This is a genomic window from Streptomyces echinoruber, from assembly GCF_014651135.1.
In the GTDB taxonomy this organism is placed as follows: domain Bacteria; phylum Actinomycetota; class Actinomycetes; order Streptomycetales; family Streptomycetaceae; genus Streptomyces; species Streptomyces echinoruber.
Genome location: NZ_BMWH01000005.1, coordinates 283,088 through 308,518, shown reverse-complemented (window position 1 = coordinate 308,518; position 25,431 = coordinate 283,088). Strand labels below are relative to the sequence as shown.

24 protein-coding genes and 1 tRNA gene are annotated in these 25,431 nt (G+C 71.1%); 11 read left to right on the top strand and 14 right to left on the bottom strand.

All coding sequences use genetic code 11. From position 1 onward, the window contains the following. Positions 1 to 168 precede the first annotated feature (168 nt). Positions 169 to 702, top strand: a complete 534-nt coding sequence (locus IE225_RS10390) for a peptidylprolyl isomerase (protein ID WP_190057093.1) — start codon at positions 169 to 171, stop codon at positions 700 to 702. A 203-nt stretch (positions 703 to 905) separates the two neighbouring features. Beyond that, on the top strand, positions 906 to 1,811 hold the full coding sequence (locus tag IE225_RS10385; protein WP_190057092.1) for a rhomboid family intramembrane serine protease: 906 nt from the start codon (positions 906 to 908) through the stop codon (positions 1,809 to 1,811). 321 nt (positions 1,812 to 2,132) lie between these two features. Here IE225_RS10385 and crgA read toward each other — a convergent pair whose 3' ends face one another. Then, the gene (crgA, locus tag IE225_RS10380) at positions 2,133 to 2,387 is read right to left on the bottom strand and encodes a cell division protein CrgA (protein ID WP_190057091.1); all 255 of its coding nucleotides are present in this window, start codon (positions 2,385 to 2,387) and stop codon (positions 2,133 to 2,135) included. 142 nt (positions 2,388 to 2,529) lie between these two features. Between crgA and IE225_RS10375 the strand changes: the two genes are divergently transcribed. The 5 genes from IE225_RS10375 to IE225_RS10355 all read left to right on the top strand — a co-directional run bounded on the left by IE225_RS10375 (position 2,530) and on the right by IE225_RS10355 (position 6,336). Further along, positions 2,530 to 3,324: a DUF881 domain-containing protein gene (locus IE225_RS10375; RefSeq protein WP_190057090.1), complete on the top strand. Its 795-nt coding sequence runs from the start codon at positions 2,530 to 2,532 to the stop codon at positions 3,322 to 3,324. A gap of 166 nt (positions 3,325 to 3,490) precedes the next feature. After that, positions 3,491 to 3,652, top strand: a complete 162-nt coding sequence (locus IE225_RS10370) for a hypothetical protein (protein WP_190057089.1) — start codon at positions 3,491 to 3,493, stop codon at positions 3,650 to 3,652. Then, positions 3,649 to 4,287, top strand: a complete 639-nt coding sequence (locus IE225_RS10365; protein ID WP_190057088.1) for an aminodeoxychorismate/anthranilate synthase component II — start codon at positions 3,649 to 3,651, stop codon at positions 4,285 to 4,287. The genes IE225_RS10370 and IE225_RS10365 overlap by 4 nt, the downstream gene beginning before the upstream one ends. Then, complete coding sequence (locus IE225_RS10360) at positions 4,284 to 5,570, top strand: class E sortase (protein WP_229879392.1); 1,287 nt, start codon at positions 4,284 to 4,286, stop codon at positions 5,568 to 5,570. Before IE225_RS10365 ends, IE225_RS10360 begins: the two co-directional genes overlap by 4 nt. A 13-nt stretch (positions 5,571 to 5,583) precedes the next feature. Further along, on the top strand, positions 5,584 to 6,336 hold the full coding sequence (locus tag IE225_RS10355) for a class E sortase (RefSeq protein ID WP_190057087.1): 753 nt from the start codon (positions 5,584 to 5,586) through the stop codon (positions 6,334 to 6,336). Positions 6,337 to 6,533: 197 nt separating this feature from the next. Here the strand turns inward: IE225_RS10355 and IE225_RS10350 are convergent, their stop codons facing one another. From IE225_RS10350 to IE225_RS10320, 7 genes are all read right to left on the bottom strand, one after another. After that, positions 6,534 to 7,604: a restriction endonuclease gene (locus tag IE225_RS10350; RefSeq protein WP_190057086.1), complete on the bottom strand. Its 1,071-nt coding sequence runs from the start codon at positions 7,602 to 7,604 to the stop codon at positions 6,534 to 6,536. Between the two features lie 233 nt (positions 7,605 to 7,837). Beyond that, on the bottom strand, positions 7,838 to 9,853 hold the full coding sequence (pknB, locus tag IE225_RS10345; RefSeq protein WP_190057085.1) for a Stk1 family PASTA domain-containing Ser/Thr kinase: 2,016 nt from the start codon (positions 9,851 to 9,853) through the stop codon (positions 7,838 to 7,840). A 168-nt stretch (positions 9,854 to 10,021) separates the two neighbouring features. Continuing rightward, the gene (locus IE225_RS10340; RefSeq protein WP_190057084.1) at positions 10,022 to 11,506 is read right to left on the bottom strand and encodes a penicillin-binding transpeptidase domain-containing protein; all 1,485 of its coding nucleotides are present in this window, start codon (positions 11,504 to 11,506) and stop codon (positions 10,022 to 10,024) included. Beyond that, on the bottom strand, positions 11,503 to 12,948 hold the full coding sequence (locus IE225_RS10335) for an FtsW/RodA/SpoVE family cell cycle protein (protein ID WP_190057083.1): 1,446 nt from the start codon (positions 12,946 to 12,948) through the stop codon (positions 11,503 to 11,505). The genes IE225_RS10340 and IE225_RS10335 overlap by 4 nt, the downstream gene beginning before the upstream one ends. Positions 12,949 to 12,975: 27 nt before the next feature. Beyond that, positions 12,976 to 14,538 (bottom strand): Stp1/IreP family PP2C-type Ser/Thr phosphatase, encoded by a 1,563-nt coding sequence (locus IE225_RS10330; RefSeq protein WP_190057082.1) that lies wholly within the window; start codon positions 14,536 to 14,538, stop codon positions 12,976 to 12,978. Positions 14,539 to 14,670: 132 nt separating this feature from the next. Beyond that, a complete protein-coding gene (locus IE225_RS10325) occupies positions 14,671 to 15,192 on the bottom strand; it encodes an FHA domain-containing protein FhaB/FipA (protein WP_190057081.1) in 522 nt (173 codons plus the stop codon). Positions 15,193 to 15,202: 10 nt separating this feature from the next. Beyond that, positions 15,203 to 16,063, bottom strand: a complete 861-nt coding sequence (locus tag IE225_RS10320) for an FHA domain-containing protein (RefSeq protein ID WP_190057080.1) — start codon at positions 16,061 to 16,063, stop codon at positions 15,203 to 15,205. A gap of 782 nt (positions 16,064 to 16,845) precedes the next feature. On the opposite strand from IE225_RS10320, the gene IE225_RS10315 reads away from it, so the two are divergent. Together IE225_RS10315 and IE225_RS10310 are read left to right on the top strand one after the other, a co-directional pair. After that, positions 16,846 to 16,929 (top strand) — tRNA-Leu (locus IE225_RS10315). A gap of 385 nt (positions 16,930 to 17,314) precedes the next feature. Beyond that, positions 17,315 to 18,742 (top strand): DUF2252 domain-containing protein, encoded by a 1,428-nt coding sequence (locus IE225_RS10310; RefSeq protein WP_190057079.1) that lies wholly within the window; start codon positions 17,315 to 17,317, stop codon positions 18,740 to 18,742. Between the two features lie 195 nt (positions 18,743 to 18,937). On the opposite strand, the gene IE225_RS10305 is transcribed toward IE225_RS10310, so the two are convergent. After that, entirely contained in the window at positions 18,938 to 19,771 is an 834-nt protein-coding gene (locus IE225_RS10305) for a hypothetical protein (protein WP_190057078.1), read from the bottom strand. Positions 19,772 to 20,001: 230 nt separating this feature from the next. Here IE225_RS10305 and IE225_RS10300 point away from each other — a divergent pair, with 230 nt between their 5' ends. Beyond that, positions 20,002 to 20,850, top strand: coding sequence for an efflux RND transporter periplasmic adaptor subunit (locus IE225_RS10300; protein WP_190057077.1), 849 nt, complete (start codon positions 20,002 to 20,004; stop codon positions 20,848 to 20,850). Positions 20,851 to 20,946: 96 nt separating this feature from the next. Beyond that, entirely contained in the window at positions 20,947 to 21,276 is a 330-nt protein-coding gene (locus tag IE225_RS10295) for a rhodanese-like domain-containing protein (protein ID WP_190057133.1), read from the top strand. A gap of 261 nt (positions 21,277 to 21,537) precedes the next feature. Here the strand turns inward: IE225_RS10295 and paaE are convergent, their stop codons facing one another. From paaE to paaA, 5 genes are read right to left on the bottom strand one after another with little or no spacing between them, the layout of a single operon-like run. Next, a complete protein-coding gene (paaE, locus tag IE225_RS10290) occupies positions 21,538 to 22,605 on the bottom strand; it encodes a 1,2-phenylacetyl-CoA epoxidase subunit PaaE (RefSeq protein ID WP_190057076.1) in 1,068 nt (355 codons plus the stop codon). Beyond that, a complete protein-coding gene (gene paaD, locus IE225_RS10285) occupies positions 22,605 to 23,153 on the bottom strand; it encodes a 1,2-phenylacetyl-CoA epoxidase subunit PaaD (RefSeq protein WP_444545065.1) in 549 nt (182 codons plus the stop codon). The genes paaE and paaD overlap by 1 nt, the downstream gene beginning before the upstream one ends. Then, positions 23,150 to 23,887 carry a 1,2-phenylacetyl-CoA epoxidase subunit PaaC gene (gene paaC / locus IE225_RS10280; protein ID WP_190057132.1) on the bottom strand — a complete coding sequence of 246 codons (738 nt, stop codon included), beginning with the start codon at positions 23,885 to 23,887 and terminating at the stop codon, positions 23,150 to 23,152. Before paaC ends, paaD begins: the two co-directional genes overlap by 4 nt. Before the next feature lie 29 nt (positions 23,888 to 23,916). Further along, entirely contained in the window at positions 23,917 to 24,204 is a 288-nt protein-coding gene (gene paaB, locus IE225_RS10275) for a 1,2-phenylacetyl-CoA epoxidase subunit PaaB (protein WP_190057074.1), read from the bottom strand. Beyond that, positions 24,201 to 25,211: a 1,2-phenylacetyl-CoA epoxidase subunit PaaA gene (gene paaA, locus IE225_RS10270; RefSeq protein WP_190057073.1), complete on the bottom strand. Its 1,011-nt coding sequence runs from the start codon at positions 25,209 to 25,211 to the stop codon at positions 24,201 to 24,203. Before paaA ends, paaB begins: the two co-directional genes overlap by 4 nt. Positions 25,212 to 25,431: the final 220 nt, after the last annotated feature.

Sequence of the window (25,431 nt, the reverse complement as noted above, 5' to 3'; positions counted from 1 at the left end):
ACAACGCGACGAACAACGAGATGAACAGGGAACGACAGGAGCCTGACTCGACCATGCCACGAACACCCGCGTCACGCCTCCGCCCGCACCCAATTCCCACCGCCGCACGACGCCGCGCCCGGACCGTGCGAGGATCGTCGGGTACCGAAGGACAACGGAAGGCACATCGTGGCTGAGCAGCTCTACGCCACCCTGAAGACCAACCACGGCGACATCGCGGTCCGGCTCTTCCCGAACCACGCGCCGGTCACGGTCAAGAACTTCGTGGAACTCGCCAAGGGCGAGCGTGAGTGGACCGACCCCGCCACCGGCGAGAAGACCACCAGGCCGCTGTACAACGGCACCGTCTTCCACCGCGTGATCAGCGGATTCATGATCCAGGGCGGTGACCCGCTCGGCAACGGCACCGGCGGCCCCGGCTACCAGTTCGCCGACGAGTTCCACCCCGAGCTGTCGTTCACCAAGCCCTACCTGCTGGCCATGGCCAACGCCGGCCCGGGCACCAACGGCTCGCAGTTCTTCATCACCGTCGCCCCCACGACCTGGCTGAACCGCAAGCACACCATCTTCGGCGAGGTCGCCGATTCCGCCAGCCAGAAGGTCGTCGACTCCATCGCGACCACGGCCACCAACCCGCGCACCGACCGCCCCCTCGAGGACGTCGTCATCGAACAGGTCGTCGTCGAGACCCGCGAGGGCTGAGCCCCCGCACCCACGGCGGCCCGGGCCCCGCACCCGCGGCGGTCCCGCTGCCCGCGGCGGCCCGGGCCCCGCACCCGCGGCGGCCCTGCCGCCCGGACACACGCACACCCGCCCGCAGGGAACCAAACGCCCCGCTCATCCGTAAAGATGGGCGGGGCGGTGCGTTGCACACGGCGACACACCCGAGGAGCAAGGGGACCCCCATGGAACAGGCACCAGGCCACCCGCAGGGCCCGGCCGACCAGGGCCCGCAGAACGCCCCGGACCTGCCCACCTGCTACCGGCACCCGGACCGCGAGACCGGCATCCGCTGCACCCGCTGCGAGCGCCCCATCTGCCCCGCCTGCATGGTCAGCGCCTCCGTCGGCTTCCAGTGCCCCGACTGCGTCCGCACCGGAGGCACCGGCCCCGCCCCCGCCGCCGCCCGCCCGCGCACCCTGGCCGGCGGCACCGCCACCGCCGACCCCCGGCTGCTCACCAAGATCCTCATCGGCGTCAACGTCGCGGTGTTCATCGCCGTCAACGTCTCCACACCGCTGCTGGAGCGCCTCGTCCTCATCGGAGCCTGGCCCCCGCCGCCCTTCACCCCGGCCTCCGGCGTGGCCGAAGGCCAGTGGTACCGCCTGATCACCTCGATGTTCACCCACAAGGAGATCTGGCACATCGCCTTCAACATGCTCAGCCTGTGGTGGCTGGGCGGCCCCCTGGAAGCGGCCCTCGGCCGCGCCCGCTACCTCGCCCTCTACTTCACCTCCGGCCTCGCCGGCGGCGCGCTGACCTACCTCCTCGCCTCCCCGGGCGAGGCCTCCCTCGGCGCGTCCGGCGCCATCTTCGGCCTGTTCGGCGCCACCGCGGTGCTGATGCGCCGGCTCAACTACGACATGCGGCCGATCATCGCCTTGCTGGTGATCAACCTGATCTTCACCTTCGGGTGGAGCAACATCGCCTGGCAGGCCCACATCGGCGGCCTCGTCGCCGGCGTCGTGGCCGGCTACGCCATGGTGCACGCCCCGCGCGAGCGGCGGGCGCTGGTGCAGTACGGGACCTGCGCCGCCCTGCTCACCGTAGTCGTGATCATGACAATGTTGCGGACGGCCCAGCTCGCCTGAGAGCGCGCGGTGACGCCGGTCGCCTCGGTGGCGACGCTGGTCGCCCGCACGGCGGCGCCTGTTGTCCACAGCCCGTACCGGATCTTGTGCACATCGTGCGGGAACGGCTGTGCACTCGTTCGCTCATGCGAGTTTCCCCAGCTCAGGCCGGGCGAACGGGGGTGCGGGGGAACGGCTGACCGGTCGTGTCAGTATCGTCATACAACAGGGTTATCCACAGATCGCCTTTTCTTATCCTCAGCGTGTGGAAAGGCTTGTGGATAACTCGGTGGACAGTCCTGGGCAGAGCTGAGGGAAGAGTGCCCGAGCGTAGCCGAAGGGCTACTTCCACTGCGTGGAGACGGCGAATCCCGCGGCGATGAACCCGAATCCCACCACGATGTTCCAGTTGTCCAGCCGGTCGATGGGCAGCGAGCCGTTGGTCACGTAGAAGACCACGATCCAGGCCAGGCCGATGAGGAACAGGGCGAGCATCACGGGTGCGACCCAGGCCCGGTTGGTGAGCTTGATGCTGGCAGCCTGCTTCGCCGGCGGCGGGGTGTAGTCGGCCTTCTTGCGGATACGGGACTTCGGCACGAGGGTCTCTCCTGTCGATGCGCTCGGTGGCCGCGCAGGGAACTGGGCTGGCTCGGGGTGCGGCGTACAAGGGGACGCCGAGTGCTCCCCCGGGCGTCCGTTAGCGTAGTGCTTCCGCGGCGCCGAAGGAGATAAGGGTACGGTGAGCAATTCTGCCGACTCCCCCGGGACGGATTCCACCCCGGGCAGCCCCTTGCGTTCCCGCCCCCGCCGGCTCCGGCCCGGGCGGGTGCTGACCGCCGGTGTCTTCGCCCTCGCCGGGCTCCTTTTCGTCACGAGCTTCAATACGGCCAAGGGCACCGACATCCGCACCGACTCCTCCCTGCTGAAGCTGTCCGACCTCATCCAGGAGCGCAGCCGCAAGAACAAGGGGCTCGACGAGGCCAACGCGGTCCTGCGCCACGACGTCGAGTCCCTCGCCGAACGCGACGACGGCAGCAGCAAGGCGCAGGACGACCGGCTGGCCGCTCTGGAGAAGCGGGCGGGCACGCGGAAGGTCACCGGCGAGGCGATCACCGTCACCCTCAACGACGCCCCGCCGAACGCCACCGCCAAGCTGCCCGGCTATCCCGAGCCGCAGCCCGACTACCTCGTCATCCACCAGCAGGACCTGCAGGCCGTCGTCAACGCCCTGTGGCAGGGGGGCGCCCGGGGCATCAGGGTGATGGACCAGCGGCTGATCTCCACCAGCGCCGTGCGCTGCGTGGGCAACACGCTCATCCTGCAGGGCCGCGTCTACTCGCCCCCGTACCGGATCACCGCCGTGGGTGATCCGCAGAAGCTGCAGCAGGCGCTCGCCGACTCCCCGGCGATCCAGAACTACATGGTGTACGTCAACGTCTACGGCCTGGGCTGGAAGGTCACCGAGGACGGGACGGTGACGCTGCCCGGTTACTCCGGCACGGTGGACCTGCACTACGCGAAGCCGGTGCGGTAGGAGCCGTGCGGGGGGAGCCGGTGCGGGTGGCGCGGCGGGCGGCGCGGTGTCCCGTGTGGTCCGGTCGGTGGATGCCCGCGGATGCCGGGGAACCGGCGGCGCCGCGCCGTTAGTCTGGTGGGCGTGCGGCGTGATTCCGGTGCCGTGAGGTGAGGGAAGGGACGGCATGTACGGCTGGATCTGGCGGCATCTGCCGGGGAACACGTGGGTGAAGGCGCTGATCTCGCTCGTGCTGGTCCTGGCGGCGGTCTACGTCCTCTTCCAGTACGTCTTCCCGTGGGCGGAGCCGCTGCTGCCCTTCAACGATGTGACGGTGGACAACCAGTGAGCGCGCGGATTCTCGTCGTCGACAACTACGACAGCTTCGTCTTCAACCTGGTGCAGTACCTGTACCAGCTGGGTGCCGAGTGCGAGGTGCTGCGCAACGACGAGGTGTCGGTGGCGCATGCCCAGGAGGGTTTCGACGGGGTGCTGCTGTCGCCGGGCCCCGGCACGCCGGAGCAGGCGGGCGTGTGCGTGGACATGGTCCGGCACTGCGCGGCCACGGGGGTTCCGGTCTTCGGAGTGTGCCTGGGCATGCAGTCGATGCAGGTGGCCTACGGCGGTGTGGTGGACCGGGCGCCGGAGCTGCTGCACGGCAAGACCTCGCTCGTCGAGCACGAGGGCAGGGGCGTCTTCGCGGGGCTGCCCTCCCCGTTCACGGCGACGCGCTACCACTCGCTGTGCGCGGCGCCGGAGACCGTTCCGGACGAGCTGGAGGTGACGGCCCGGACGCGCGACGGGATCGTCATGGGGCTGAGGCACCGTGAACTCCCCGTGGAGGGCGTGCAGTTCCATCCCGAGTCGGTGCTGACCGAGCACGGGCACCGGATGCTGGCCAACTGGCTGGCGGAGTGCGGGGACCAGGAGGCGGTGGCGAGGTCGGCGGGGCTCGCCCCGGTGGTGGGCAGGGCCACGGCGTGACGGCGCTGCGCCCGGAGCGCGAGTCCGGCACCCCGTACGCGGCGCAGGCGTACGGGATGTCCGGCGCGCCCGGTGCGCCCGGTGTCTCCGGTGTCTCCGGGGGGTGGTACGGCGGGGAGGGTGCCGGCGGTCCGGGGCCGTACGGGGCGCCCGTGGAGTCCGCGGAGCCGTATCGGATGCCCGCGGAACCGTACGCGGAACCGTACGCGGCGCCGTATCCGTCCGGGGCCGGTGGGCCGTCGTACGGGTCCGGGGCGTACGGGTCCGGAGCCGGGGCCGAAGGGGCGTACGGAGAGTCGCACGGGGAGCCGTACGGGGAGTCGCACGGTGCTCCCGCCCCGGCCGAGGAGGAGACGATGGCGCTGCGGGTGCCCTCCGGCCCGCGGCCCTCCGCCGCCGACGGCCCCACAGCCGCCTCTCCGGCCTCACGGGTCGCCTCCGCCTCCTCCGTCCCGTCCGGTGGCCGTGCGGCCCGCAGGAAGGCCGCCAGGCGGCGTCGCGGGCGTCACGGAGGCGCACCGCAGGCGTCGCCCGGGGCGGCGGCGTCGCAGGACAGGCCGGCCGAGCCCCTGTCCCGGCTGGAGGCGCGGCGGCGGGAGCGGGCGCGGCGGCCGAGCCCGGCGGTGGTGGCGAGCCGTGTCATCGGCGAGCTGTTCATCACCACCGGCGTGCTGATGCTGCTGTTCGTCACCTACCAGTTGTGGTGGACGAACGTCCGCGCGCACGCGCAGGCCGGCAGCGAGGCGCACCACCTGCAGGACGACTGGGCCAGCGGCAGGCGCAACCCCGGTGTCTTCGCGCCGGGGCAGGGCTTTGCCATCCTGCACATCCCCAAGCTGGACGTGGTGGTGCCGATCGCGGAGGGCATCAGCAAGACGAAGGTGCTCGACAAGGGCATGGTCGGGCACTACGGCGAGGCCCCGCTGAAGACGGCCATGCCGGACGCCAGGACCGGCAACTTCGCGCTCGCCGGGCACCGCAACACCCACGGTGAGCCGTTCCGCTACATCAACCGGTTGCAGCCCGGTGACGCGGTCGTGGTGGAGACGCAGGACACCTACTACGTGTACAAGGTGGCGTCGACGCTGCCGGTGACGCCGCCGAGCAACACGGCCGTGCTCGACCCGATTCCCAAGGGTTCGGGGTTCACCAGGCCCGGTCGCTACATCACCCTCACCACCTGCACGCCGGAGTTCACCAGCAAATACCGGTTGATCGTGTGGGGCAAGATGGTCGAGGAACGGCCGCGCAGCAAGGGCAAGCCGGATGCGCTCGTCAGTTAAGGGCAGATGAACCGTGGCAGCGACCACCGACGGCACCGAAGAACACACCTCAGCTCCCGGTTCCGCGCCCCCGGCGCGGCGCCGCGGCACCGGCCGACTGGCCCTGGCGGTGAGTGTCTTCGGTGAACTCCTCATCACCGGGGGCCTGGTGCTGGGCCTCTTCGTCGTCTACTCGCTGTGGTGGACGAACGTGCTCGCCGACCGCAAGGCGGACCGGGAGGCCGACCGGGTCCGCGACACCTGGGCCCACCGGACCGGCGGCGGCCCCGGCGCCCTCGACACCGGGGCCGGCATCGGCTTCCTGCACGTGCCCGCGATGAAGAACGGCGAGGTGCTGGTCCGCAAGGGGACCTCGACGAAGGTCCTCAACGACGGCGTGGCCGGCTACTACACCGACCCGGTCAAGGCGACCCTTCCCATGAGCGGCAAGAACGGCAACTTCGCCCTCGCCGCCCACCGGGACGGCCACGGCGCCAAGTTCCACAACATCGACAAGCTGCGCAAGGGCGACCCGATCGTCTTCGAGACCAAGGACGACTGGTACGTCTACAAGGTCTACGACATCCTCCCCGAGACGTCGAAGTACAACGTCAAGGTCCTCGCGTCCGTGCCGAAGGAGTCGGGGAAGAAGAAGCCCGGCCGCTACATCACCCTGACGACCTGCACGCCCGTCTACACCTCCCGCTACCGCTATGTGGTGTGGGGCGAGTTGGTCCGGGTGCAGAAGGTGGACGACAAGCGGACACCGCCGAAGGAACTGCGGTGAGCTGATCGGGCTTCTCGCAGGAGCCCGGTCCCGTACCATGGCGGAGGCCCGAAGCCGCAACCACTTCTTGCGACTTCGGGCCTCCTGCGCGCTGTGGGCGTCTTCTTGTTCACGGCCGGTCCACGGCCGGTCCACGGCCGGTCCACGGCCGGCCCACTGCCAATCCACTGCCGGTCCACGGCCGGCCTCTTGCGGGTCTACTGCAGGGCCTTGAGCCGCACCCCGGCGGCCCACGCCTCCCACTCGTCACGGTCCACGGTGATCACGCCGGTGAGGTCGGCGACGGCCTGGGCCTCGCCGCTGAAGGCGCAGGTGGCGACGAACAGGGCGACGTCGACCCGGCCGACGACCCGCGTCGCCCCGGCGAACTTCCGCAGGTCGGCGCTGGGGACGGTCGAGCGCCCGGCCCGGTTCTTGCACCGGACGGCCATGGTCCGCCCGTCGGCCGTGCGGGCGGTGATGTCGACGCCCCGGCCGGTGCGCGCCGTGCGCACGGTGACATCGGTGCAGCCGTCGCGGCGCAGCAGGTCGGCGACATGGTGTACGAGCGCCTGCCAGGTCATGTTCCGGAGGGACGCCCCGACGCGCGCGGCCGGGGCGTCCGTCTCCAGCGCGCGGATGCGCCGGTGGTGCCGGCACAGTCGGCGCTCGACGTTCTCGATGTCCTGGCGGAGGGTGATGAGTTCCTGGCGGTGCTCACCGCAGGAGGCGATCAGCGCGTTGAACATCGGGACGACCGTCTTGCCGAGGATGTGGGCGATGCGTCCGTCGATGTGCTCGTCGAGACCGGGCGGAGCAGCCGGGGGTGTGGACAGTGGGGACTGTGTGGACAGTGAGGTCTGTGGGGACAGGACCGGGTTTTCCACAGGCTGTGTACGCGCCAGGTACTCCATGTCGAGGAGATACACACGCACCTGACGTGCGACTTTGCTGTCCCGGAGGAGCATGGCGATGTTGAGGACGGCGCGGCGGGGGAACAGGGCGAGGGAGCGGGTGCGTGACTGGATGCCACTGAGGTCCTTGAAGAACCTCAGTTCTGTACCTGTCAACAGGCGGTAGCCGCTGGCTTCCAGCTCGGCTCGGTGGTCCTTGACGACGGACTTGATGGCTTCGATGCCCACCTCGAAGTACGCCGCCACCATCGCCGTCGTCACGTGCATCCCGTCCGGCAGCAGCGACAGGGCCTTCACCCTGTCGAGCACATCGGTGCGGTCCAGCACGCTGCCGCGCAGGCTCCTGGATTCCAGGAGCACCGTTTCGTTGATCACGTCCTGCCCTTCTGTCCGCGTCGTGGCCGCTCGGCCGGGGCAGGGACTTCGCGATCCGATCCGGCTCCCCACCCCACCCGGTCAACGAGTCGGGGCGTGCGACGGCACGATCGGTGTCCGTGCGGGCACGCGCATACGGGCGAGGGTGTGCCGGGTACGACGAGCGGAGCCCCCGCGTCCCGGGCGTGGGACGCGGGGGCTCCGCTCGTCGGTCGGGGCGGGGTGGGGCGGGGTCAGCCGCCGGTGGTGCCGCCGAAGAAGTTGATGCCTCCATTTCCTCCGTTGCCGCCTCCGTTGCCGCCCTGGCCGACGGTGACGAGGTCGACGGCGGAGCCCTTGTCGACCTGGCTGCCCTGGGCGGGGTTGGAGGTGAAGACGACGGCGTTGTCGTCCTGGGGGCCGGTGATCTTGCCCACCTGGAGGCCGGCCTGCTGCAGGAGCTGCTTGGCCTGGGCCAGGGGGGCGCCCTGGATGTTGGGGACCTGGGTCTTCTCGGGCTGGGTCTTCTTGCCGATCTGGATGGTCACCGTGGATCCCTTGTCCACCTGCGAGCCGATCGACGGCGAGGTCTGGATGACCTTGCCGACCTGGGCGTCGTCGTTGGTGTCGACCTCGGTGCAGGTGCCGACGAGGTTGTTCTGCTGCATCTGCTGCTTGGCCTCGTCGCAGGACTTGCCGGTGACGTCGGGGACGGTGGCCTTCTCGGCGGCCCTGGCGATGGTGAGGGTGACGGTGGAGCCCTTCTGGATCTCCTTGCCGGAGGCGGGGTCCTGCTCCAGGACCGTGCCGGGGTCCTCCGTGGACTCCCGGGTTTGGGTTTTGACCTTGAACTGGTAGTCGTCGCCCTCCAGGGTCTCCCGGGCGTCGTCCAGGGGCTGGCCGATCACGTTGGGGACCGCCACCTTCGGCGCTCCCGTCGACACCACGACGCTGATGGTGTCGCCCTTGTGGACGGTGGTGCCGGCCTTGGGGTCCTGGCTGCAGACGTTGCCCTTGGCGGTGTTCTCGCAGGGGCGCCTGCTGCTGACGTCGAGCTTCAGGTCGACGTTCGCCGCGGCCTGGCGGGCGTCGGCCAGCGACTGGTCCACGAAGTTCGGGGCCTTGAGGGAGGAGTCCGTGTTCCCGTGCCCGCTGGAGATCCACTTGCCGATCAGGATGGCGCCGACGAGGACGAGGACGCCCGCGACGACCAGCAGGACGGTCGAGGTGTTGTTGCTCTTCTTCTGGCGGCGCCGGTCGGGGCGTTCGTCGTAGCCGAAGCCGCCGTCTTCGGGGTTGGCCGGCGGCAGCATGGTGGTGGCGCCGGCGGCGGCGCCGGAGTCGGCGCGCAGGGCGGTGGTGGCCTGGTCGTCGCCGTGGTGGTAGCCGCCGTAGCCGACCGCTCCCATGGCCGCCGTGGCGGCGACGGGCTGGCCGTCGAGGCAGGCCTCGATGTCGGCGCGCATCTCGTCGGCGGTCTGGTAGCGGTAGTCGGGGTCCTTCACCAGCGCCTTCAGCACGATCGCGTCCATCTCGGGCGTGATCTCGGGGTCGAAGACGCTGGGGGGCTGCGGTTCCTCCCGGACGTGCTGGTAGGCGACGGCGACCGGGGAGTCGCCGACGAACGGGGGGCGGACCGTGAGCAGTTCGTACAGCAGGCAGCCGGTGGAGTACAGGTCGGAGCGGGAGTCGACCTGTTCGCCCTTGGCCTGCTCGGGGGAGAGGTACTGGGCGGTGCCGATGACGGCCGCCGTCTGCGTCATCGTCATGCCGGCGTCGCCCATGGCGCGGGCGATGCCGAAGTCCATCACCTTGACCTGGCCGGTGCGGGTCAGCATGACGTTGGCCGGCTTGATGTCGCGGTGGACGATGCCGTTGCGGTGGGCGTACTCCAGGCCCTGGAGGATGCCGATGGTCATCTCCAGGGCCCGCTCCGGCAGCAGTTTGCGGCCGGAGTGCAGCAGTTCGCGCAGGGTGGAGCCGTCGACGTACTCCATGACGATGTACGGCACGGAGACGCCGTCGATGTAGTCCTCGCCCGTGTCGTAGACCGCGACGATCGCGGGATGGTTGAGCGAGGCGGCCGACTGGGCCTCCCGGCGGAACCGGGCCTGGAAGGTGGGGTCGCGTGCGAGGTCCGCGCGCAGGGTCTTCACCGCCACGGTGCGGCCGAGGCGGGTGTCGTGCGCGAGGTAGACCTCCGCCATGCCACCACGGCCGAGCACCTGGCCCAGCTCGTACCGGCCGCCGAGGCGACGCGGCTCTTCCATAGCTCCTACCCAGCCCTCTCCGTCGGTCCCGGCCGACACCGTGTGCGGCCGGAGGCTGCCGTCCGGGCCTACGGTACCCGGCTCTTTTTGCGTGACCTGGCCAAGCCCGTCACCCGATACAGGACCGGTATCGCAACGTGCACCGTTGTGAAGGCGACGTGACAGGGGTCACGTCCGGTTGCCGATGACCGCCTTCATGACGTTCCTGGCGATCGGCGCCGCGAGGCCGCCACCGGAGATGTCGTCGCGGTTGGCGTGCTCGTCCTCGACGACCACGGCCACGGCCACCGGCGAGCTGCCGTCCTTCAGCTTGGCGAACGAGATGAACCACGCGTAGGGGTTCTTGCTGTTGGCCACACCGTGCTGGGCGGTACCGGTCTTGCCGCCCACGGTGACGCCGGGGATCTGCGCCCTGGTTCCGGTGCCCTTCTCGACGACGGTCTCCATCATCGACTGCAGGATCTGCGCGTTCTGCGTCGACAGCGGGCGGCTGAGTTCCTGCGGACGGGTCTTCTCGATGGGGTCCAGGTTGGACGTCTGCAGTTCGTCCACCATGTACGGCTTCATCAGCTTGCCGTCGTTGGCGACGGCCGCGGCGACCATGGCCATCTGCAGCGGGGTGGCGGCGGTGTTGTACTGGCCGATGGAGGACAGCGCCGTCTGCGACTTGTTCATGTCGTCGGAGAAGACGGAGGCGGCCGAGCGCACCGGCGTGAAGTGCTCGGAGTCGAAGCCGAACTTCTTGGCCTCCGCGAGCATCTTGTCGTTGCCGAGGTCGGCGCCGATCTTGCCGAAGACCGTGTTGCAGGAGACCCGCAGCGCCTCGCGCATGGTGGCGTTCTTGCAGGGGATGTTGCCCTCGTTCTTCAGCTCGGTGACGGTGCCCGGCATGACCCACGGCAGCGGCGAGTTCGTCGGCTGGTCGGCGGAGGTGTACAGGCCGTTCTCCAGGGCGGCGGCCGCGGTGACGACCTTGAAGGTGGAGCCCGGCGGGTAGACCTCGCGCAGCGCCCGGTTGAGCATCGGGTCGTCCGGGTTGTACTTCTTCTGCAGTTTCTTCCAGGCCTCGGCGTCCTTGTCGCTGTTGCCGGCGAACGACGAGGGGTCGTACGACGGGTAGGACGCCAGCGCCAGGATCTTGCCGGTCGCCGGGTCCAGCGCCACGGCCGCGCCCTTGCCGCCGACGTTCTTCAGACCGTCGTAGGCGGCCTTCTGCGCGGCGGCGTTGAGGGTGGTGACGACGTTGCCGCCCTGCAGCTTCTTCCCGGTGAGCATGTCGAGGGTGTTGCGGAAGAAGAGCCGGTCGTCGTTGCCGGTGAGGATGCCGTCCTCGATGGACTCCAGCTGGTTGGCGCCGAAGGCCTGCGAGGCGTATCCGGTGACCGGCGCCCACATGGGGCCGTTCTTGTAGGTGCGCTTGTACTTCAGGTCGTTCAGGCCGCTGTTGTTGGTCTGCGTGGACCCGGTGACGGCGGTGCCGCCGACGATGATGTCGCCGCGCGGGGTGGCGTAGCGGGCGATGGTGACGCGGCGGTTGTTCTGGTCCTCCTTGAGGCTGTCGGCCTTGACGTACTGGAGCCAGTTGTCGCGGATGAGCAGCGTCAGCACCAGCAGTCCGCAGAAGATGGCGATGCGGCGCAGGGGCTTGTTCACGGGCGGACCACCTGGGTCATCTCGGCGTCGGGGTTGGTGGCGGGGGCGGGCGCCGGGCGGCGCGCGGTGTCGCTGATGCGCAGCAGGATGCCGACGAGCGCCCAGTTGGCGATGACGGAGGAACCGCCGTACGCCAGGAACGGCATCGTCATACCGGTCAGCGGGATCAGGCCCATCACGCCGCCGGCGACGACGAAGACCTGCAGGGCGAACGCGCCGGACAGGCCGACGGCGAGCAGCTTGCCGAACGGGTCGCGCGCGGCGAGGGCGGTGCGCACGCCGCGCTCCACGATCAGGCCGTAGATCAGCAGGATCGCCATGATGCCGGCCAGGCCGAGTTCCTCGCCGAAGGTGGCGAGGATGAAGTCGGAGTTGGCGGCGAACTTGATGAGGTCGGAGTGGCCCTGGCCCCATCCGCTGCCGAGGGTGCCGCCGGAGCCGAACGCCCACAGTGCCTGCTGCAACTGGTCGGAGTGGACGATGCCGTCGTGGGTCACGGTGCGGCTGAGCTTGTACTCGCGCATCGGGTTGAGCCAGGCCTGCACACGGGTCTGGATGTGCGGTTCGAAGCTCGCCACGCCGACGGCGCCGACCGCGGACATCAGCAGACCGAACACGATCCAGCTGGTCCGCTCGGTGGCGACGTACAGCATGATCACGAACATGCCGAAGAACAGCAGCGAGGTGCCCAGGTCGGTCTCGAAGACCAGAATGAGGATCGAGATCGCCCAGACCACGAGGATCGGCCCGAGGTCACGGCCGCGCGGCAGGTACAACCCCATGAAGCGGCGGCTGGCCAGGGCGAGCGCGTCGCGCTTGACCATCAGGTAGCCGGCGAAGAACACCGCCAGGACGATCTTGGCGAACTCGCCGGGCTGGATGGAAAAGCTGCCGATGTGGATCCAGATCTTGGCGCCGTAGATGTTGGCGCCGAGGCCCGGCACCAGCGGCAGCAGCAGCAGGATCAGCGCGCCGACCATGGAGATGTAGGTGTAGCGCTGCAGGACGCGGTGGTCCTTGAGGAAGATCAGCACCACCACGAACAGCGCGATGCCCATGGCCGTGTACATCAGCTGCCGGGGCGCGGTCGTGCCGGCGACCTTGATCGCCTGCAGCAGCTTGGACTGGTCCAGTCTCCAGATGGCGACCAGGCCGAGTCCGTTCAGCAGGGTCGCCAGCGGCAGCAGCAGCGGGTCGGCGTACGGTGCGAACTTGCGGACCGCGAGGTGGGCGACGCCCGCCAGCAGGCCGAGGCCGAGGCCGTAGCTCAGCAGCCCGGCCGGCACCTGGTCGTTGATGGCCAGCCCGACGTTGGCGTAGGCGAACACCGGGATGGCGACGGCGAACACCAGCAGTGCCAGTTCGGTGTTGCGTCGGCTCGGCGCGCCGATCGCGCCGATCGTGGACGTGTGGTGCGTCGGCGAGTTGGTTGTACTGCTCATCGTGTGACGGGGCCTCTCACGGCTTGCCTACTGCTTACCGCACAGCGAGACGACCTTCTGCTCTTCCTCCGAGAGGCTCGGGCCGGGGCTGGGAGTGGACGCGGTGGCGGACGGGGACGTGGACGGGGTCTTCGACGCCGACGGGTTGGGGGTCGGCGTCGCCTTGGACGTGAGGGAGGTACGAGTGGTTCCCGTGGTGCTGGAGGTGCCGGTGGTACCGCTCGTCCCGCTCTGACCCGTCGCGGCGTTGTTCTGGCGCTCGGCCTGCCGCTGCTGCGCCGCCTTCTTGCACGCGGAGGCCTGCACCGACAGCTCGTCGATCTTCTTGCGGGCGTCCGACAGCCCGCCCGCGGCGATGGTGGCCTCGACTCGCTTCTGCTGGTACGGCGGCAGGTACTTGAGTTCGATCTCCGGGTGGTTCTGCTGCACCTTGGACAGCTTCACCCACGCCAGGTCCTGGCTGATGCCCCGGTACAGCGCGACGTTGTCGCCGTTGACGCCGACGTAGTACTGGGTCTGGGTCCAGCGCCAGCCGCCGTAGAGTCCGCCGCCGACCACGGCGAGCGCCAGCGCGGTGGAGAACGACCTCTTCAGCCACTTGCGGCTCTTCTTCGGCTTGACGAAGTCGTCCTCGCCGTAGTCGCCGAAGCTGCCGGCCGGGATGTAGCCGGTGGTGTCGCCGGAGCCGGGCGGGCCGAACTCCCCGGCTCCGCCGCCGTGTTTGCCGTGGCGGCCGCGGCCGAGTTTGGCGGCGCGGCCGGCCGGGGTCTGCATGATGCCGTTGTCGTGCAGGTGGTGCTGGTTCTCGGCGACGGCGCCGACCACGACCGGGGTGTCGTGCAGTTGCCCGGCGAGGGTGTCCCCGGTGTCCAGGTCGAGGACGTCGGCGACGATGACGGTGATGTTGTCGGGGCCGCCGCCGCGCAGCGCGAGCTGGATGAGCTCCTGCACGGTCTCCTCGGGGCCCTGGTAGCTGGCGAGGGTCTCCTCCAGCGTCTGGTGGGAGACGACGCTGGACAGCCCGTCGGAGCAGATCAGGTAGCGGTCGCCGGCGCGGACCTCGCGGATGGACAGGTCGGGTTCGACGCGCTCGCCGCTGCCCAGGGCCCGCATCAGCAGGGACCGCTGCGGGTGCGTGGTCGCCTCCTCCTCGGTGATGCGGCCCTCGTCGACCAGGCGCTGCACCCAGGTGTGGTCCTGTGTGATCTGCGTCAGCACGCCGTCGCGCAGCAGGTAGGCGCGCGAGTCGCCGACGTGGACGAGCCCGAGCCGCTGCCCGGTCCACAGCAGCGCGGTGAGGGTCGTGCCCATGCCCTCGAGGGTGGGGTCCTCCTCGACCATCTGCCGCAGCTGCTCGTTGGCCCGCTGCACGGCGGTGCCGAGCGAGGTGAGGACGTCGGAGCCGGGGATGTCGTCGTCGAGAGCGACGATGGTGGAGATCACCTCGGAGGAGGCGACCTCGCCGGCGGCCTGGCCGCCCATCCCGTCGGCGATCGCGAGCAGGCGCGGCCCCGCGTACCCGGAGTCCTCGTTGCCCTCGCGGATCATGCCCTTGTGCGATCCGGCGGCGAAACGCAGTGACAGTGTCATGTGCACCTCGCCCGTCGGCTCCGGGTACAGCCGTCCTCCTCGAGACACACTGCCCACCCTCCGGTCGGGAGCGCGCCCGGGCCCGGGGTGCCGGCCGCCGCTGCGTGCTCGCTCCGCTCGCTCATGGTCGTACTACTTCCGCAGCTCGATGACGGTCTTGCCGATGCGGATCGGCGTACCCAGCGGGATCGGTGTGGGGGTCGTCAGCCGAGTCCGGTCCAGGTAGGTGCCGTTGGTGGATCCCAGGTCCTCGACGATCCACTGGCCGTCGCGGTCCGGGTAGATCCTGGCATGGCGGCTGGAGGCGTAGTCGTCGTCCAGCACGATCGTGGAGTCGTGGGCCCGGCCCAGGGTGATGGTCTGGCCCTGCAGGGCAACCGTGGTGCCGGCCAGAGTGCCCTCGGTCACGACGAGCTTGGTGGGCGTGTTGCGGCCCCGGCGGCCTCCGCCCGGCTGCGAGCGCTGCTGCTGCGGCGGCGCCTGCCGCTGCGGCTGCGGCCGTCCGCCGTCCCGGCGCGCGCCGCGCTGCGACGCGCGCTGAGTGACGCGCGTACCGAACAGGTCGCTGCGGATGACCTGCACGGCCACGATCACGAACAGCCACAGTACGGCCAGGAAACCCAGCCGCATGACCGTGAGGGTCAGCTCTGACATTGCCCCCGGTTCACCCTTCGGCTTGCCTATAGATAACGGTGGTACTGCCCACGACGATCCGCGAGCCGTCGCGGAGCGTAGCGCGGGTGGTGTGCTGCCCGTCCACCACGATGCCGTTGGTGGACCCGAGATCCTGGATCGTCGAGGGCGTTCCGGTCCGGATCTCGCAGTGCCGGCGGGACACGCCGGGGTCGTCGATCCGCACGTCGGCGTCGGTGCTGCGGCCCAGCACGAGCGTCGGACGGGAGATCTGGTGGCGGGTACCGTTGATCTCGATCCAGTAGCGCGTGCGCCCGCCCGGCACGCCTGCCATCGGGCCGCCCGCGCCGGGGCGCTGGGCGGGCGGCGGGTAGCCGTATCCGCCGGGCCGGGCGCCGGGCGGCGGTGCGGCGGGCATCGGCGGGGCGCCCGCGGCCGGGTAGCCGGGCGGCGGGTAGCCGTATCCGCCGGGGGCGGCGCCCGCCCGGCCCGCGGCCTGGGCCTGCGGGTTGGAGGTGGAGCCGGCCAGCGTGCGGCTGCGCACCCGGTACAGGCCCGTGTCCAGGTCGTCGGCCTTCTCCAGGTGGACCTTGATGGGGCCCATGAAGGTGTAGCGCTGCTGCTTGGCGTAGTCGCGCACCATCCCGGCGAGCTCGTCGCCCAGCTGCCCCGAGTACGGGCTGAGCCGCTCGTAGTCCGGCGCGCTCAGCTCCACGATGAAGTCGTTGGGGACGACCGTGCGGTCCCTGTTCCAGATGGTCGCGTTGTTGTCGCACTCCCGCTGGAGCGCGCCCGCGATCTCCACGGGCTGGACCTCGGACTTGAAGACCTTGGCGAAGGTGCCGTTGACCAGCCCTTCGAGACGCTGCTCGAAACGCTTCAGGACTCCCATGGGGCACCTCCTCCGTCGTGGCCGTCGTCCTGCGTGCTGCTGTGGGTGTTGCGGGTACTGCTGGTGTTGCGGGTGCTGCGGGTGCTGCTCTGAGTTCTACTCGAGGTCCTGCTCGGGGTACTGCTCCGGGTTGTGCCTGCGGTGCTTGTGGTCCTGCTCGCGGTGGGGCTCGCTGGGCTGGTTGCCGTGCCTGCTGTGCTGGTTGCCGTGCTGGTCGTGCTGGTACTGCTCGTTGGGTCGTGCGGGTCCTGCCGGTACTGCTTACTGATCGTATCCACGCGCCGCGAAAACGGCTGGTTCCCCCTGATGGCCCGGTCGACGGGTGTCGACGCCCCGGAGGTTCCCGTGGCAGCCCCTCCTCGAACTCCTGGGCAGCTGTTCATACGCGCACTCCTGTCATACGCGTACCCCTGCCCAGGATCGTAGAGGCGGCCGCAAACCAGTGTCCCGCACCCGCCTGTAGGTCCTGGACGGTGCGGTGCGGGTGGGGGCCGAGTGGTTCCTGTCGTGTGGTTTTTCCCGAGTGGTTCTTGCCGCTTCCCGGGCGGGCCGGGACGGGCCGGGGCGGCCCCGGTCGCCTGCCGGGGCTCCGGGGCTCCGGGGCTCCGGGGAGTCCCGGGGGGAGCGGGGAAGACCGGGGAGGGCCGGGAGTTCCGGGCGGCCCCGAGGCCGGCCCCCGGGGAGGAAAGGGATGTGAACCCACCCCTCGCGACGTGCTAATGTTCTGGGTGTCGGAAGGCGCCGGGCCCGAAAGGGAGCCGGAGCCGGAGGACATACCCAATGCGCGGGTGGCGGAATAGGCAGACGCGCTGGATTCAGGTTCCAGTGCCCGCAAGGGCGTGGGGGTTCAACTCCCCCCTCGCGCACCGGCCGAGAGCCCTCACAGGTGGCAAGACCCCTGTGGGGGCTTTCGCATGTGCGGGTGCAGGTGTGGGTGTGGGTGCGTGCGCGCGGGCCGCAGGTGCGTGCCGCGCACGTCTCGGTATGTGTGGCGTACGTCTCAGGTGAGTGGCACGGGCGTCGTGGATGTGCGTGGCGCATGTCTCGGGGCGCGGTGCGGGCGTCGTGGATGTGCGTGGCGTACATCTCGGGTGAGGTCTGTCACATTCTGTCGCGGGCGGGGCGTCCGCGTGCGCGGCAGTGAGGTTGTCCACAAGCGCGGGGTTGTCCACAGGATCTGACGCGTCCGGTCCGCCGGCTGTACCTTCGGCACGAGTTGATGTTCGTGCGGTTGCGGGGGAGGCGGTCGAGGTGACCGGGACGGAAGACACCGGAGGAACGGCGGCGACGGCGGCACGGCGGCTGCCGCGGGTGCGGGGCTTCGCCGAGTGGCCGCCGCAGGGCTCACCCAAGCAGGAGGGCAAGGCGCTGCGCCGCAGCGTGCCGCGCCGCGCCCACGCCACCCTCGACCCGGACGCCTCCCGCCCCGACGCCGTCACCGCCGTGGAGGAGTCCAACCGCGGCCGCATCCCCGACCTCGTCCCCCTCCGCGTCGGCCGGATGGCGGCCACCCCGTTCGCGTTCCTGCGCGGCTCCGCCGGTCTCATGGCGTACGACCTCGCGCGCACCCCCATGACCCGCATCCGCGCCCAGATCTGCGGCGACGCCCACGCCGGCAACTTCGGCCTCTACGGCGACGCCCGCGGCCGCCTGGTCATCGACCTCAACGACTTCGACGAGACCGTCCTCGGCCCCTGGGAATGGGACCTCAAGAGGCTCGCCGCCTCCCTCGTGCTCGCCGGGCGGGAAGTGGGCGCCGACGAGGACACGTGCCGCGAGGCCGCCCGCGACGCGGCCGGCGCCTACCGGCGCACCATGCGGTTCCTGGCCAAACTGCCGGTGCTGGACGCGTGGAACGCCATCGCCGACGAGGAACTCGTCTCCCACACCGACGCCCACGACCTCCTCGGCACCCTCGAACGGGTCTCGGAGAAGGCCCGCGCCAACACCAGCGGACGCTTCGCCGCCAAATCCACCGAACCGACGAAGGAGGGCGGGCGCCGCTTCGTCGACGCCCCGCCGGTGCTGCGCCGCATACCCGAGGCCGAGTCCGCGGCCGTGGCGGCGGCCCTGGAGGGCTACGCGGACACCGTCGCGGAGGACCTGCTGCCGCTGCTGGCCCGGTACGCGGTGCACGACGTGGCGTTCCGGGTGGTCGGCACCGGCAGCGTGGGCACGCGCTCCTACGTCGTGCTGCTCCTGGACCACCGGGGCGAACCGCTGGTGCTCCAGGTCAAGGAGGCCCGCCCCTCGGCGCTGGTGCCGCACCTGGTCACCGCCGGCTTCGACGTGCCCGACGTGGACCACGAAGGGCGGCGGATCGTCCTCGGGCAGAAGCGCATGCAGGTCGTCAGCGACATCCTGCTCGGGTGGACCTCGGTCGACGGACGGCCCTACCAGGTACGGCAGTTCCGCAACCGCAAGGGCAGCGTCGACCCGGCCGCCCTCTCCGCCGACCAGCTCGACGACTACGGCCGGATGACCGGCGCCCTCCTCGCCCGCGCCCACGCCCACAGCGCCGACCCCCGTCTCATCGCCGGCTACTGCGGCAAGAGCGACGAACTCGACGACGCCATCGCCGCGTTCGCCGTCGCCTACGCCGACCGGACCGAGGCCGACCACGCCGACCTGGTGGCGGCGGTGCGGGTGGGGAGGATCGCGGCGGAGACGGGGGTTTGACAGGGGCTGACGGAGTCTGACGGGGGCCGACGGGGTCTGACGGGCCGTCCCACCTGTCCTGTCCGGTGTCCTGCTGGTGCGCTGCCGATGTGCTGCCGGTGTACTGCCTCGCCCCGGACCGCAGGGGCCGTCCCGGGGGCGTGACGGAGCCTCTGCCCGTCGTCCCCGCGCGGTACGGGCCGGCGGCCTTTCGGATCAGCAGTGGCCACTCCCCGAAGCCGTCGCCCCGTCCGGTGGGCCCGTCGGTGACGTGGGCGCCTGCGGGGCGGGCGGGGCGGACGAAGCGTCGTCGTCCAGGTCGCCGTCGTCCAGGTCGCCGTCGTCCAGGTCGCCGTCGTCCAGGTCGCCGCGGAGGGCGGCGCGGACGAAGGCCGCCGTGGAGGCCAGGAGGAGCAGCGCGAGCGGCCCCCAGATCGCCGGAATCGCCCACATCGGCCAGTCGTTGGCCGCCTGCGCCCAGAGCGTCAGGATGGCTGCGGCGGCCATGCCGACGCCGTGCCACCGCACTGCGGCCGCCGCTGCCGCGTGACGACGGTCACCCGGCGCGAAGAGGGGCCACAGCCCTCCCACGAGGGCCGCCAGGCCGAACGAGACACAGGCGAGCGCGCCACCCAGGCGGTCCTCGGGCCACTCCACAGGCCCGAAGGACGTCTGCTGCCGCCGTCCGGCGGAATCCCGCACCTCGACCACCTGCCCGTGCCAGATCAGGCCGACGACCCGGTCGCCCGGCTCCATCCGCGACACCACCGGATCGATCTGCCGGAACGTCACCTCCCACGGCTTGCCGGACGGCGGCGACAGCTCCGCTTCCGGCGACTCGCCCCTCTCACCGCGGTGCGGGTCGGCCTTCCGAACGGTGAACTCCTGCTCCCACAGGCACCCCGACGCCCTCACCGGGACGGAGGAGCACACCGGCGCGGCACGAAACGCCCGCTCCCGCTCCAGCGCTCCGCGAACCTCGAAGGCCGTCGCCGTCCCGAAGACGAGAGCCACGACGGCGATCAGCAGCCATGCCCCGGTCCATACCACCGCGTGCCCCGCCGCCCTCACCACGCCCCCTCGCCCCCGCCGGGCATCCCCCGCGCACATGTCCCTCACGCCCATTCGAGCATGCGGGCCGATGACTGCCCAGACCCGCTACCGACAGCGGGCGGCCCACCGGACTCACCGGGCCGAGGCAACGAGTGGACGAGCGGGGCCCGGCGCGGTGACAGCGGCAAGTCGAGGTCGGCGTTCCGGTCGTGGCCTACGCTGGTCGGGTGACGACCCCGGAAGCTGAGCAGGGCAGTGGTGTCGCCGGCGGGGCGTCGGCGGCACCCGGTGGTGCGGCGCGCCCCGAGGAGCGGCTGGAGCAGGCCGTACGGGCAGCCGAGCAGGCACTGATCGAGTACGAGATCGCGGTGGAGACGTTCCGCGTCGAGGTCGAGAACTTCTCCCGGCTGCACGAGCAGCGGCTCGGCCCGCTCTACGCCCGCCTGGACGAGCTGGAGGCGCAGATCGCCGAGGCCCGGGCCGCCCGCACCGGCGACCCCGAGGACGTGCGCCGCGCGGAGGAGGCGCGGGCCCGGGTGGCGCCGATCGCGGGCGTCGAGGAGCTGCTGCACGGCTGGATGGACGGCATGGGGCTGTTTCCGGAGGCGGCCGCGATGCTCACGGAGCAGCCGGTGCGGCCCCCGCAGCGGGTGCGCCCCAGCGAGGAGGCCCGCAAGCTCTACCGCGAACTGGCCCGCAAGGCCCACCCCGACCTCGCGCAGGAGGATGAGGAGCGCAAGCGGCGGGAGGAGTTCATCACCCGGGTCAACGCCGCCTACGCCCGCGGTGACGAGGACGCGCTGCGGGAGCTGGCCGAGGAGTGGGCCGCCGGGCCCAAGCCCGCCGATCAGGGGCCGAGCCGCAGCGAGGAGCTGTACGCCCGCCTCGAATGGCTCGCCCAGCGCAAGGAGATGCTCACCCAGGTCGCCAAGGAACTCGAGGACGGCGCCATCGCCGCGATGCTCCGGCTGGCCCCGGACGACCCCGACGGCCTCCTGGACGAGATCGCCGAGCAACTGCGCGGCGACATCGCCCGGCGGGAGGCGGAACTCGCGGCGCTGCTGGGAGAGGGCTGAGGGGCGTCCGACGGCCGGTTCCGGTGCCCGTGGGCCGACGGCGGCCGGGGACGGTGTTCTTCGGGTAGCGTCGGGGCCATGCATGACGGAGCTGGAATCCCTACGGTCGAGGTCACGGACGTCAAGGACGGCGACTTCCTGCTGGACGTCCGGGAGGACGACGAGTGGGAGGCGGGCCATGCCGAGGGGGCGCTGCACATCCCCATGAGCGACTTCGTGGCCCGGTACGGAGAGCTGACCGAGGCGGCGCCGCAGGACGGCCGGATCCATGTGATCTGCCGTTCCGGCGGGCGTTCGGCTCAGGTCACGATGTATCTGGTCCAGCAGGGCTTCGACGCGGTGAACGTCGACGGCGGCATGCAGGTGTGGGCCGCGTCGGGGCGGCCGGTGGTGAACGACAAGGGTGAGCCCGGGTACGTCCTCTGACCTCCGGCTCCTTCGATCCCTCCGGCCCCGCCGGAGGCATTCGGGCGGCTGCGGGCCGGCGCCGGGCCGGCGCCGGGCCGGGCAGCGGCGAACAGTGAGCCGGTCCGGCGGTCACGGCCGGTCCGGTGGCCGCGGTCGGCCCGGTGGTCATGGTCGGCCCGGTGGTCATGGTCGGCCCGGCCGGGGACGGCGCGGCCCCGGCCGGGGTGGGTGTGCTGGTCGGGATGCGGTCGGCCGGCCGGTGGGTCGACCGGCCGCCGGTCAGCGGTCGAAGTCCAGTTCCACCGTTTCCGTCAGTGGGTGGGACTGGCAGGCCAGGACGTATCCGGCCGCCGTCTCCTCCGGTTCCAGGGCGAAGTTGCGGTCCATGCGGACCTCGCCGGAGACCAGGAAGGCGCGGCACGTTCCGCACACGCCGCCCTTGCAGGCGTAGGGCGCGTCCGGTCGGTTGCGCAGCACCGTCTCCAGGAGCGTCTCGCCCTCCTGCACCGGCCAGGTGCCGCCGCGGCCGTCGAGCCGGGCGGTGACCGTGCTGTGCGAGGGGGCCTGCCGGCCGGGGGCGCCGGGGGCGGGGCCGCCGGCGTCGACGTGGAAGATCTCCTCGTGCACCCTGGCCCGGGGCACCCCGAGGCCGCGCAGGGCCCGTTCGGCTTCCTGGACCAGTCCGAACGGTCCGCACAGGAACCATCCCGCGACCTGCTCCACCGGCACCAGCGTCGGCAGCAGCGCGGTGAGCCGCTCCTGGTCCAGCCGCCCGGAGGGCAGGCCCGCCTGCTGTTCCTCCCGGGACAGCACCGTCACCAGCTGCAGCCGGTCCGGGTAGCGGTCCTTCAGGTCGGCGACCTCCTCCAGGAACATCGTCGAGGCGGTAGTCCGGTCACTGCGTATGAGGCAGAACCGCGCCCGCGGCTCGCGCGCCAGCAGCGTCGCCATGACGGACAGCACGGGCGTGATGCCGCTGCCGCCGACGACCGCCGCGTACAGGCCGGGTGCCGGTTCGAGCGTGAAGCGGCCGGCCGGGGTCATCACCTCCAGTTCGTCCCCGACGTTGATCTCCTTCAGCGCGTATGTGGAGAACGCGCCGCCCTCCACCAGCCGCACCCCGACCCGCAGGGTGTCGGGGCCTTCGCCGTGCTCCGGGGCGGGGGAGCAGATCGAGTAGGTGCGGCGTATCTCGGTGCCGTCGACCGTCCGCCGCAGAGCGAGGTGCTGGCCCGGCGTGAACCGGTACTCGTCGCGCAGCTCGGGCGGGACGGTGAAGGTGAGGGCGACGGAGTCGTCGGTGAGCCGGTCGACCGCGGACACCGTGAGCCGGTGGAAGCGGGCCATCACACCTCCTTGAAGTGGTCGAACGGCTCCCGGCAGGACAGGCAGCGCCGCAGCGCCTTGCACGCGGTGGAGGAGAACCGGCTCAGCAGCTCCGTGTCGGGCGAGCCGCAGTGCGGGCAGCGGACGGGGTCCGGTTCGGTCCGGGGAGGGTCCTGCGGGCCGGTGAGCGTGCGGGTGGGGCCGAGGGGCACCGGGACCGGTCCGCTCTGTGTGCGCGTGCGCGGCGGGGCTATGCCGAACTCCCGCAGTTTGCGGCGGCCTTCGTCGGTGATGTCCTGCGTCGACCAGGCGGGGCTGAGCACGGTGCGCACGGTGACCTCGCGCATGCCGTGGTCGCGCAGCACCCGTTCGATGTCCAGGGACATCGCCTCCAGCGCCGGGCAGGCGGTGTACGTCGGGGTCAGCTCGACCTCGACGGCGTCCTCGCCGCGCAGCCGCACCGACCGCAGCACGCCGAGCTCCTCCAGGGTGAGCACCGGCAGTTCGGGGTCGGGCACCGAGCCGGCCAGGCGCCGCAGTTCCTCCTCCAGCGGTGTCGTGGTGGTCACCATGTCGCCCCCGGGTGGCTGCGGTGCAGGTGCTGCATCTCGGCGAGCATGCGACCGAACGGCTCGGTGTGCACCCCCTGCCGTCCGGCGCCCGCCGCCCAGGGCGCGCTGCGCGGCCCCTCGGGCAGGGTGAGGGTGGCCCGGCGCAGCACGTCTTCGAGGGACTCCAGCCAGGCCGCTTCCAGGCCGGTCCAGTCCACGCTGTCCAGGCCGGCCACCGGCTGGAACATCTCGCCGGTGAACCGCCACAGGGCCTCGCAGGCCCGCTGCATCCGCTCGTGGCTGGCCTGTGTGCCGTCGCCCAGCCGCAGCGTCCACTGCTCGGCGTGGTCGCGGTGGTAGGCGGTCTCCTTGACGGCCTTCGCCGCGAGCGGGGCGAACGGGCCGTCACCGGCGGCCAGTTGGCCGTACAGCAGGTGCTGGTAGACGGAGAAGTACAGCTGGCGGGCGATGGTGTGGGCGAAGTCGCCGTTGGGCTGCTCCACCAGTTGCAGGTTGGTGAAGGCGCGCTCCTCGCGCAGGTAGGCCAGCTCGTCCTCGTCGCCCACCATCGACAGCAGCACCCGGGCCTGGCCCAGCAGGTCCAGCGCGATGTTGGTGAGGGCGACCTCCTCCTCCAGCACGGGCGCGTGGCCGATCCACTCCCCCAGGCGGTGGGAGAGCACCAGGGCGTCGTCGCCGAGGGCGAGCGCGGCGGCCGCGGGGACATCGGTCTCCCGCGAAACCGTCGTCAAGGAGGTCCGGGTGTCGGCCGGTTGGGCGGTCACAGGTGCTTCACCCCCTCCGGGATCTCGTAGAACGTCGGGTGGCGGTAGGGCTTGTCGGCGGCCGGCTCGAAGAAGGGGTCCTTCTCGTCCGGGGAAGAGGCGGTGATCGCCGCGGACGGCACCACCCAGATGGACACGCCCTCGCCGCGCCGGGTGTACAGGTCGCGCGCGTTGCGCAGCGCCATCTCGGCGTCCGGGGCGTGCAGGCTGCCGGCATGGGTGTGGGACAGGCCGCGCCGGGAGCGCACGAAGACCTCCCACAGGGGCCAGTCGGCGGTCGTCATCCTCGCCTCGCTTCCTTGTCGTGCGTGTGCTTGGCGGCGTAGGCGGCGGCCGCCTCCCGCACCCAGGCACCCTCGTCGTGCGCCCGGCGGCGCTGGGCCATCCGCTGCTCGTTGCACGGACCGTTGCCCTTGATGACCTGCCAGAACTCGTCCCAGTCGATGGGGCCGAAGTCGTAGTGGCCCCGCTCCTCGTTCCACTTCAGGTCCGGGTCGGGGAGCGTCAGGCCCAGGGACTCGGCCTGGGGGACGCAGATGTCGACGAAACGCTGGCGCAGCTCGTCGTTGGAGTGCCGCTTGATCTTCCAGGCCATCGACTGGGCGGAGTGCTCGGACTCGTCGTCGGGCGGGCCGAACATCATCAGCGACGGCCACCACCAGCGGTTCACCGCGTCCTGCGCCATGGCGTGCTGCTCGGGGGTGCCGCGGCTGAGGGCGAGCAGCAGCTCGTAGCCCTGCCGCTGGTGGAAGGACTCCTCCTTGCAGATGCGGACCATCGCGCGCGCGTACGGGCCGTAGGAGCAGCGGCACAGCGGGACCTGGTTGGTGATCGCGGCGCCGTCCACCAGCCAGCCGATGGCGCCGACGTCCGCCCAGGTCAGCGTGGGGTAGTTGAAGATCGACGAGTACTTCTGGCGGCCGCTGTGCAGCTTGTCGAGCAGCTCGTCGCGGCTCACGCCGAGCGTCTCGGCCGCGCTGTACAGGTACAGGCCGTGGCCGGCCTCGTCCTGGACCTTGGCCATCAGGATGGCCTTGCGGCGCAGCGACGGCGCGCGCGTGATCCAGTTGGCCTCCGGCTGCATACCGATGATCTCGGAGTGGGCGTGCTGGGCGATCTGGCGGATCAGGGTCGCGCGGTAGGCGTCGGGCATCCAGTCGCGCGGCTCGATGCGCTCGTCGGCGGCGATCGCCGCGTCGAAGGCGCGCTGGTGGGCATCGGTGTCCGGGGCGCCGCCCCGGGCGTCGTGCGCCGGTGTGCGGGCCGTGTGCTGCGCGGCTGCTGTCGCCATGCGGTCTCCCTCGACCTCGACTCTTCCTGCTCGTCTTGCTCGGCTCTTCCTGCTCCCGACCGATCGTTCGGTCCGTGCGATTCCATGGTGTGGGCAGGGCCACGAGGTGTCAACCACTGTGGGCGGCGCACGGGGTTACCTGTGGAAAACCCGGATGACCGGCCTGCTCGTCCTCGTGGAGGGGCCGTGGGAGCACTCGGCGGAAGCCGGGTGTCCGGCC

Bases quoted from the DNA above. Each gene is read 5' to 3' on its own strand.
- IE225_RS10385 (WP_190057092.1), top strand. From the start codon at position 906: ATGGAACAGGCACCAGGCCACCCGCAGGGCCCGGCCGACCAGGGCCCG.
- IE225_RS10370 (WP_190057089.1), top strand. From the start codon at position 3,491: ATGTACGGCTGGATCTGGCGGCATCTGCCGGGGAACACGTGGGTGAAG.
- pknB (WP_190057085.1), bottom strand. From the start codon at position 9,853: ATGGAAGAGCCGCGTCGCCTCGGCGGCCGGTACGAGCTGGGCCAGGTG.
- IE225_RS10335 (WP_190057083.1), bottom strand. From the start codon at position 12,948: ATGAGCAGTACAACCAACTCGCCGACGCACCACACGTCCACGATCGGC.
- IE225_RS10330 (WP_190057082.1), bottom strand. From the start codon at position 14,538: ATGACACTGTCACTGCGTTTCGCCGCCGGATCGCACAAGGGCATGATC.
- IE225_RS10325 (WP_190057081.1), bottom strand. From the start codon at position 15,192: ATGTCAGAGCTGACCCTCACGGTCATGCGGCTGGGTTTCCTGGCCGTA.
- IE225_RS10320 (WP_190057080.1), bottom strand. From the start codon at position 16,063: ATGGGAGTCCTGAAGCGTTTCGAGCAGCGTCTCGAAGGGCTGGTCAAC.
- paaE (WP_190057076.1), bottom strand. From the start codon at position 22,605: ATGGCCCGCTTCCACCGGCTCACGGTGTCCGCGGTCGACCGGCTCACC.
- paaB (WP_190057074.1), bottom strand. From the start codon at position 24,204: ATGACGACCGCCGACTGGCCCCTGTGGGAGGTCTTCGTGCGCTCCCGG.
- paaA (WP_190057073.1), bottom strand. From the start codon at position 25,211: ATGGCGACAGCAGCCGCGCAGCACACGGCCCGCACACCGGCGCACGAC.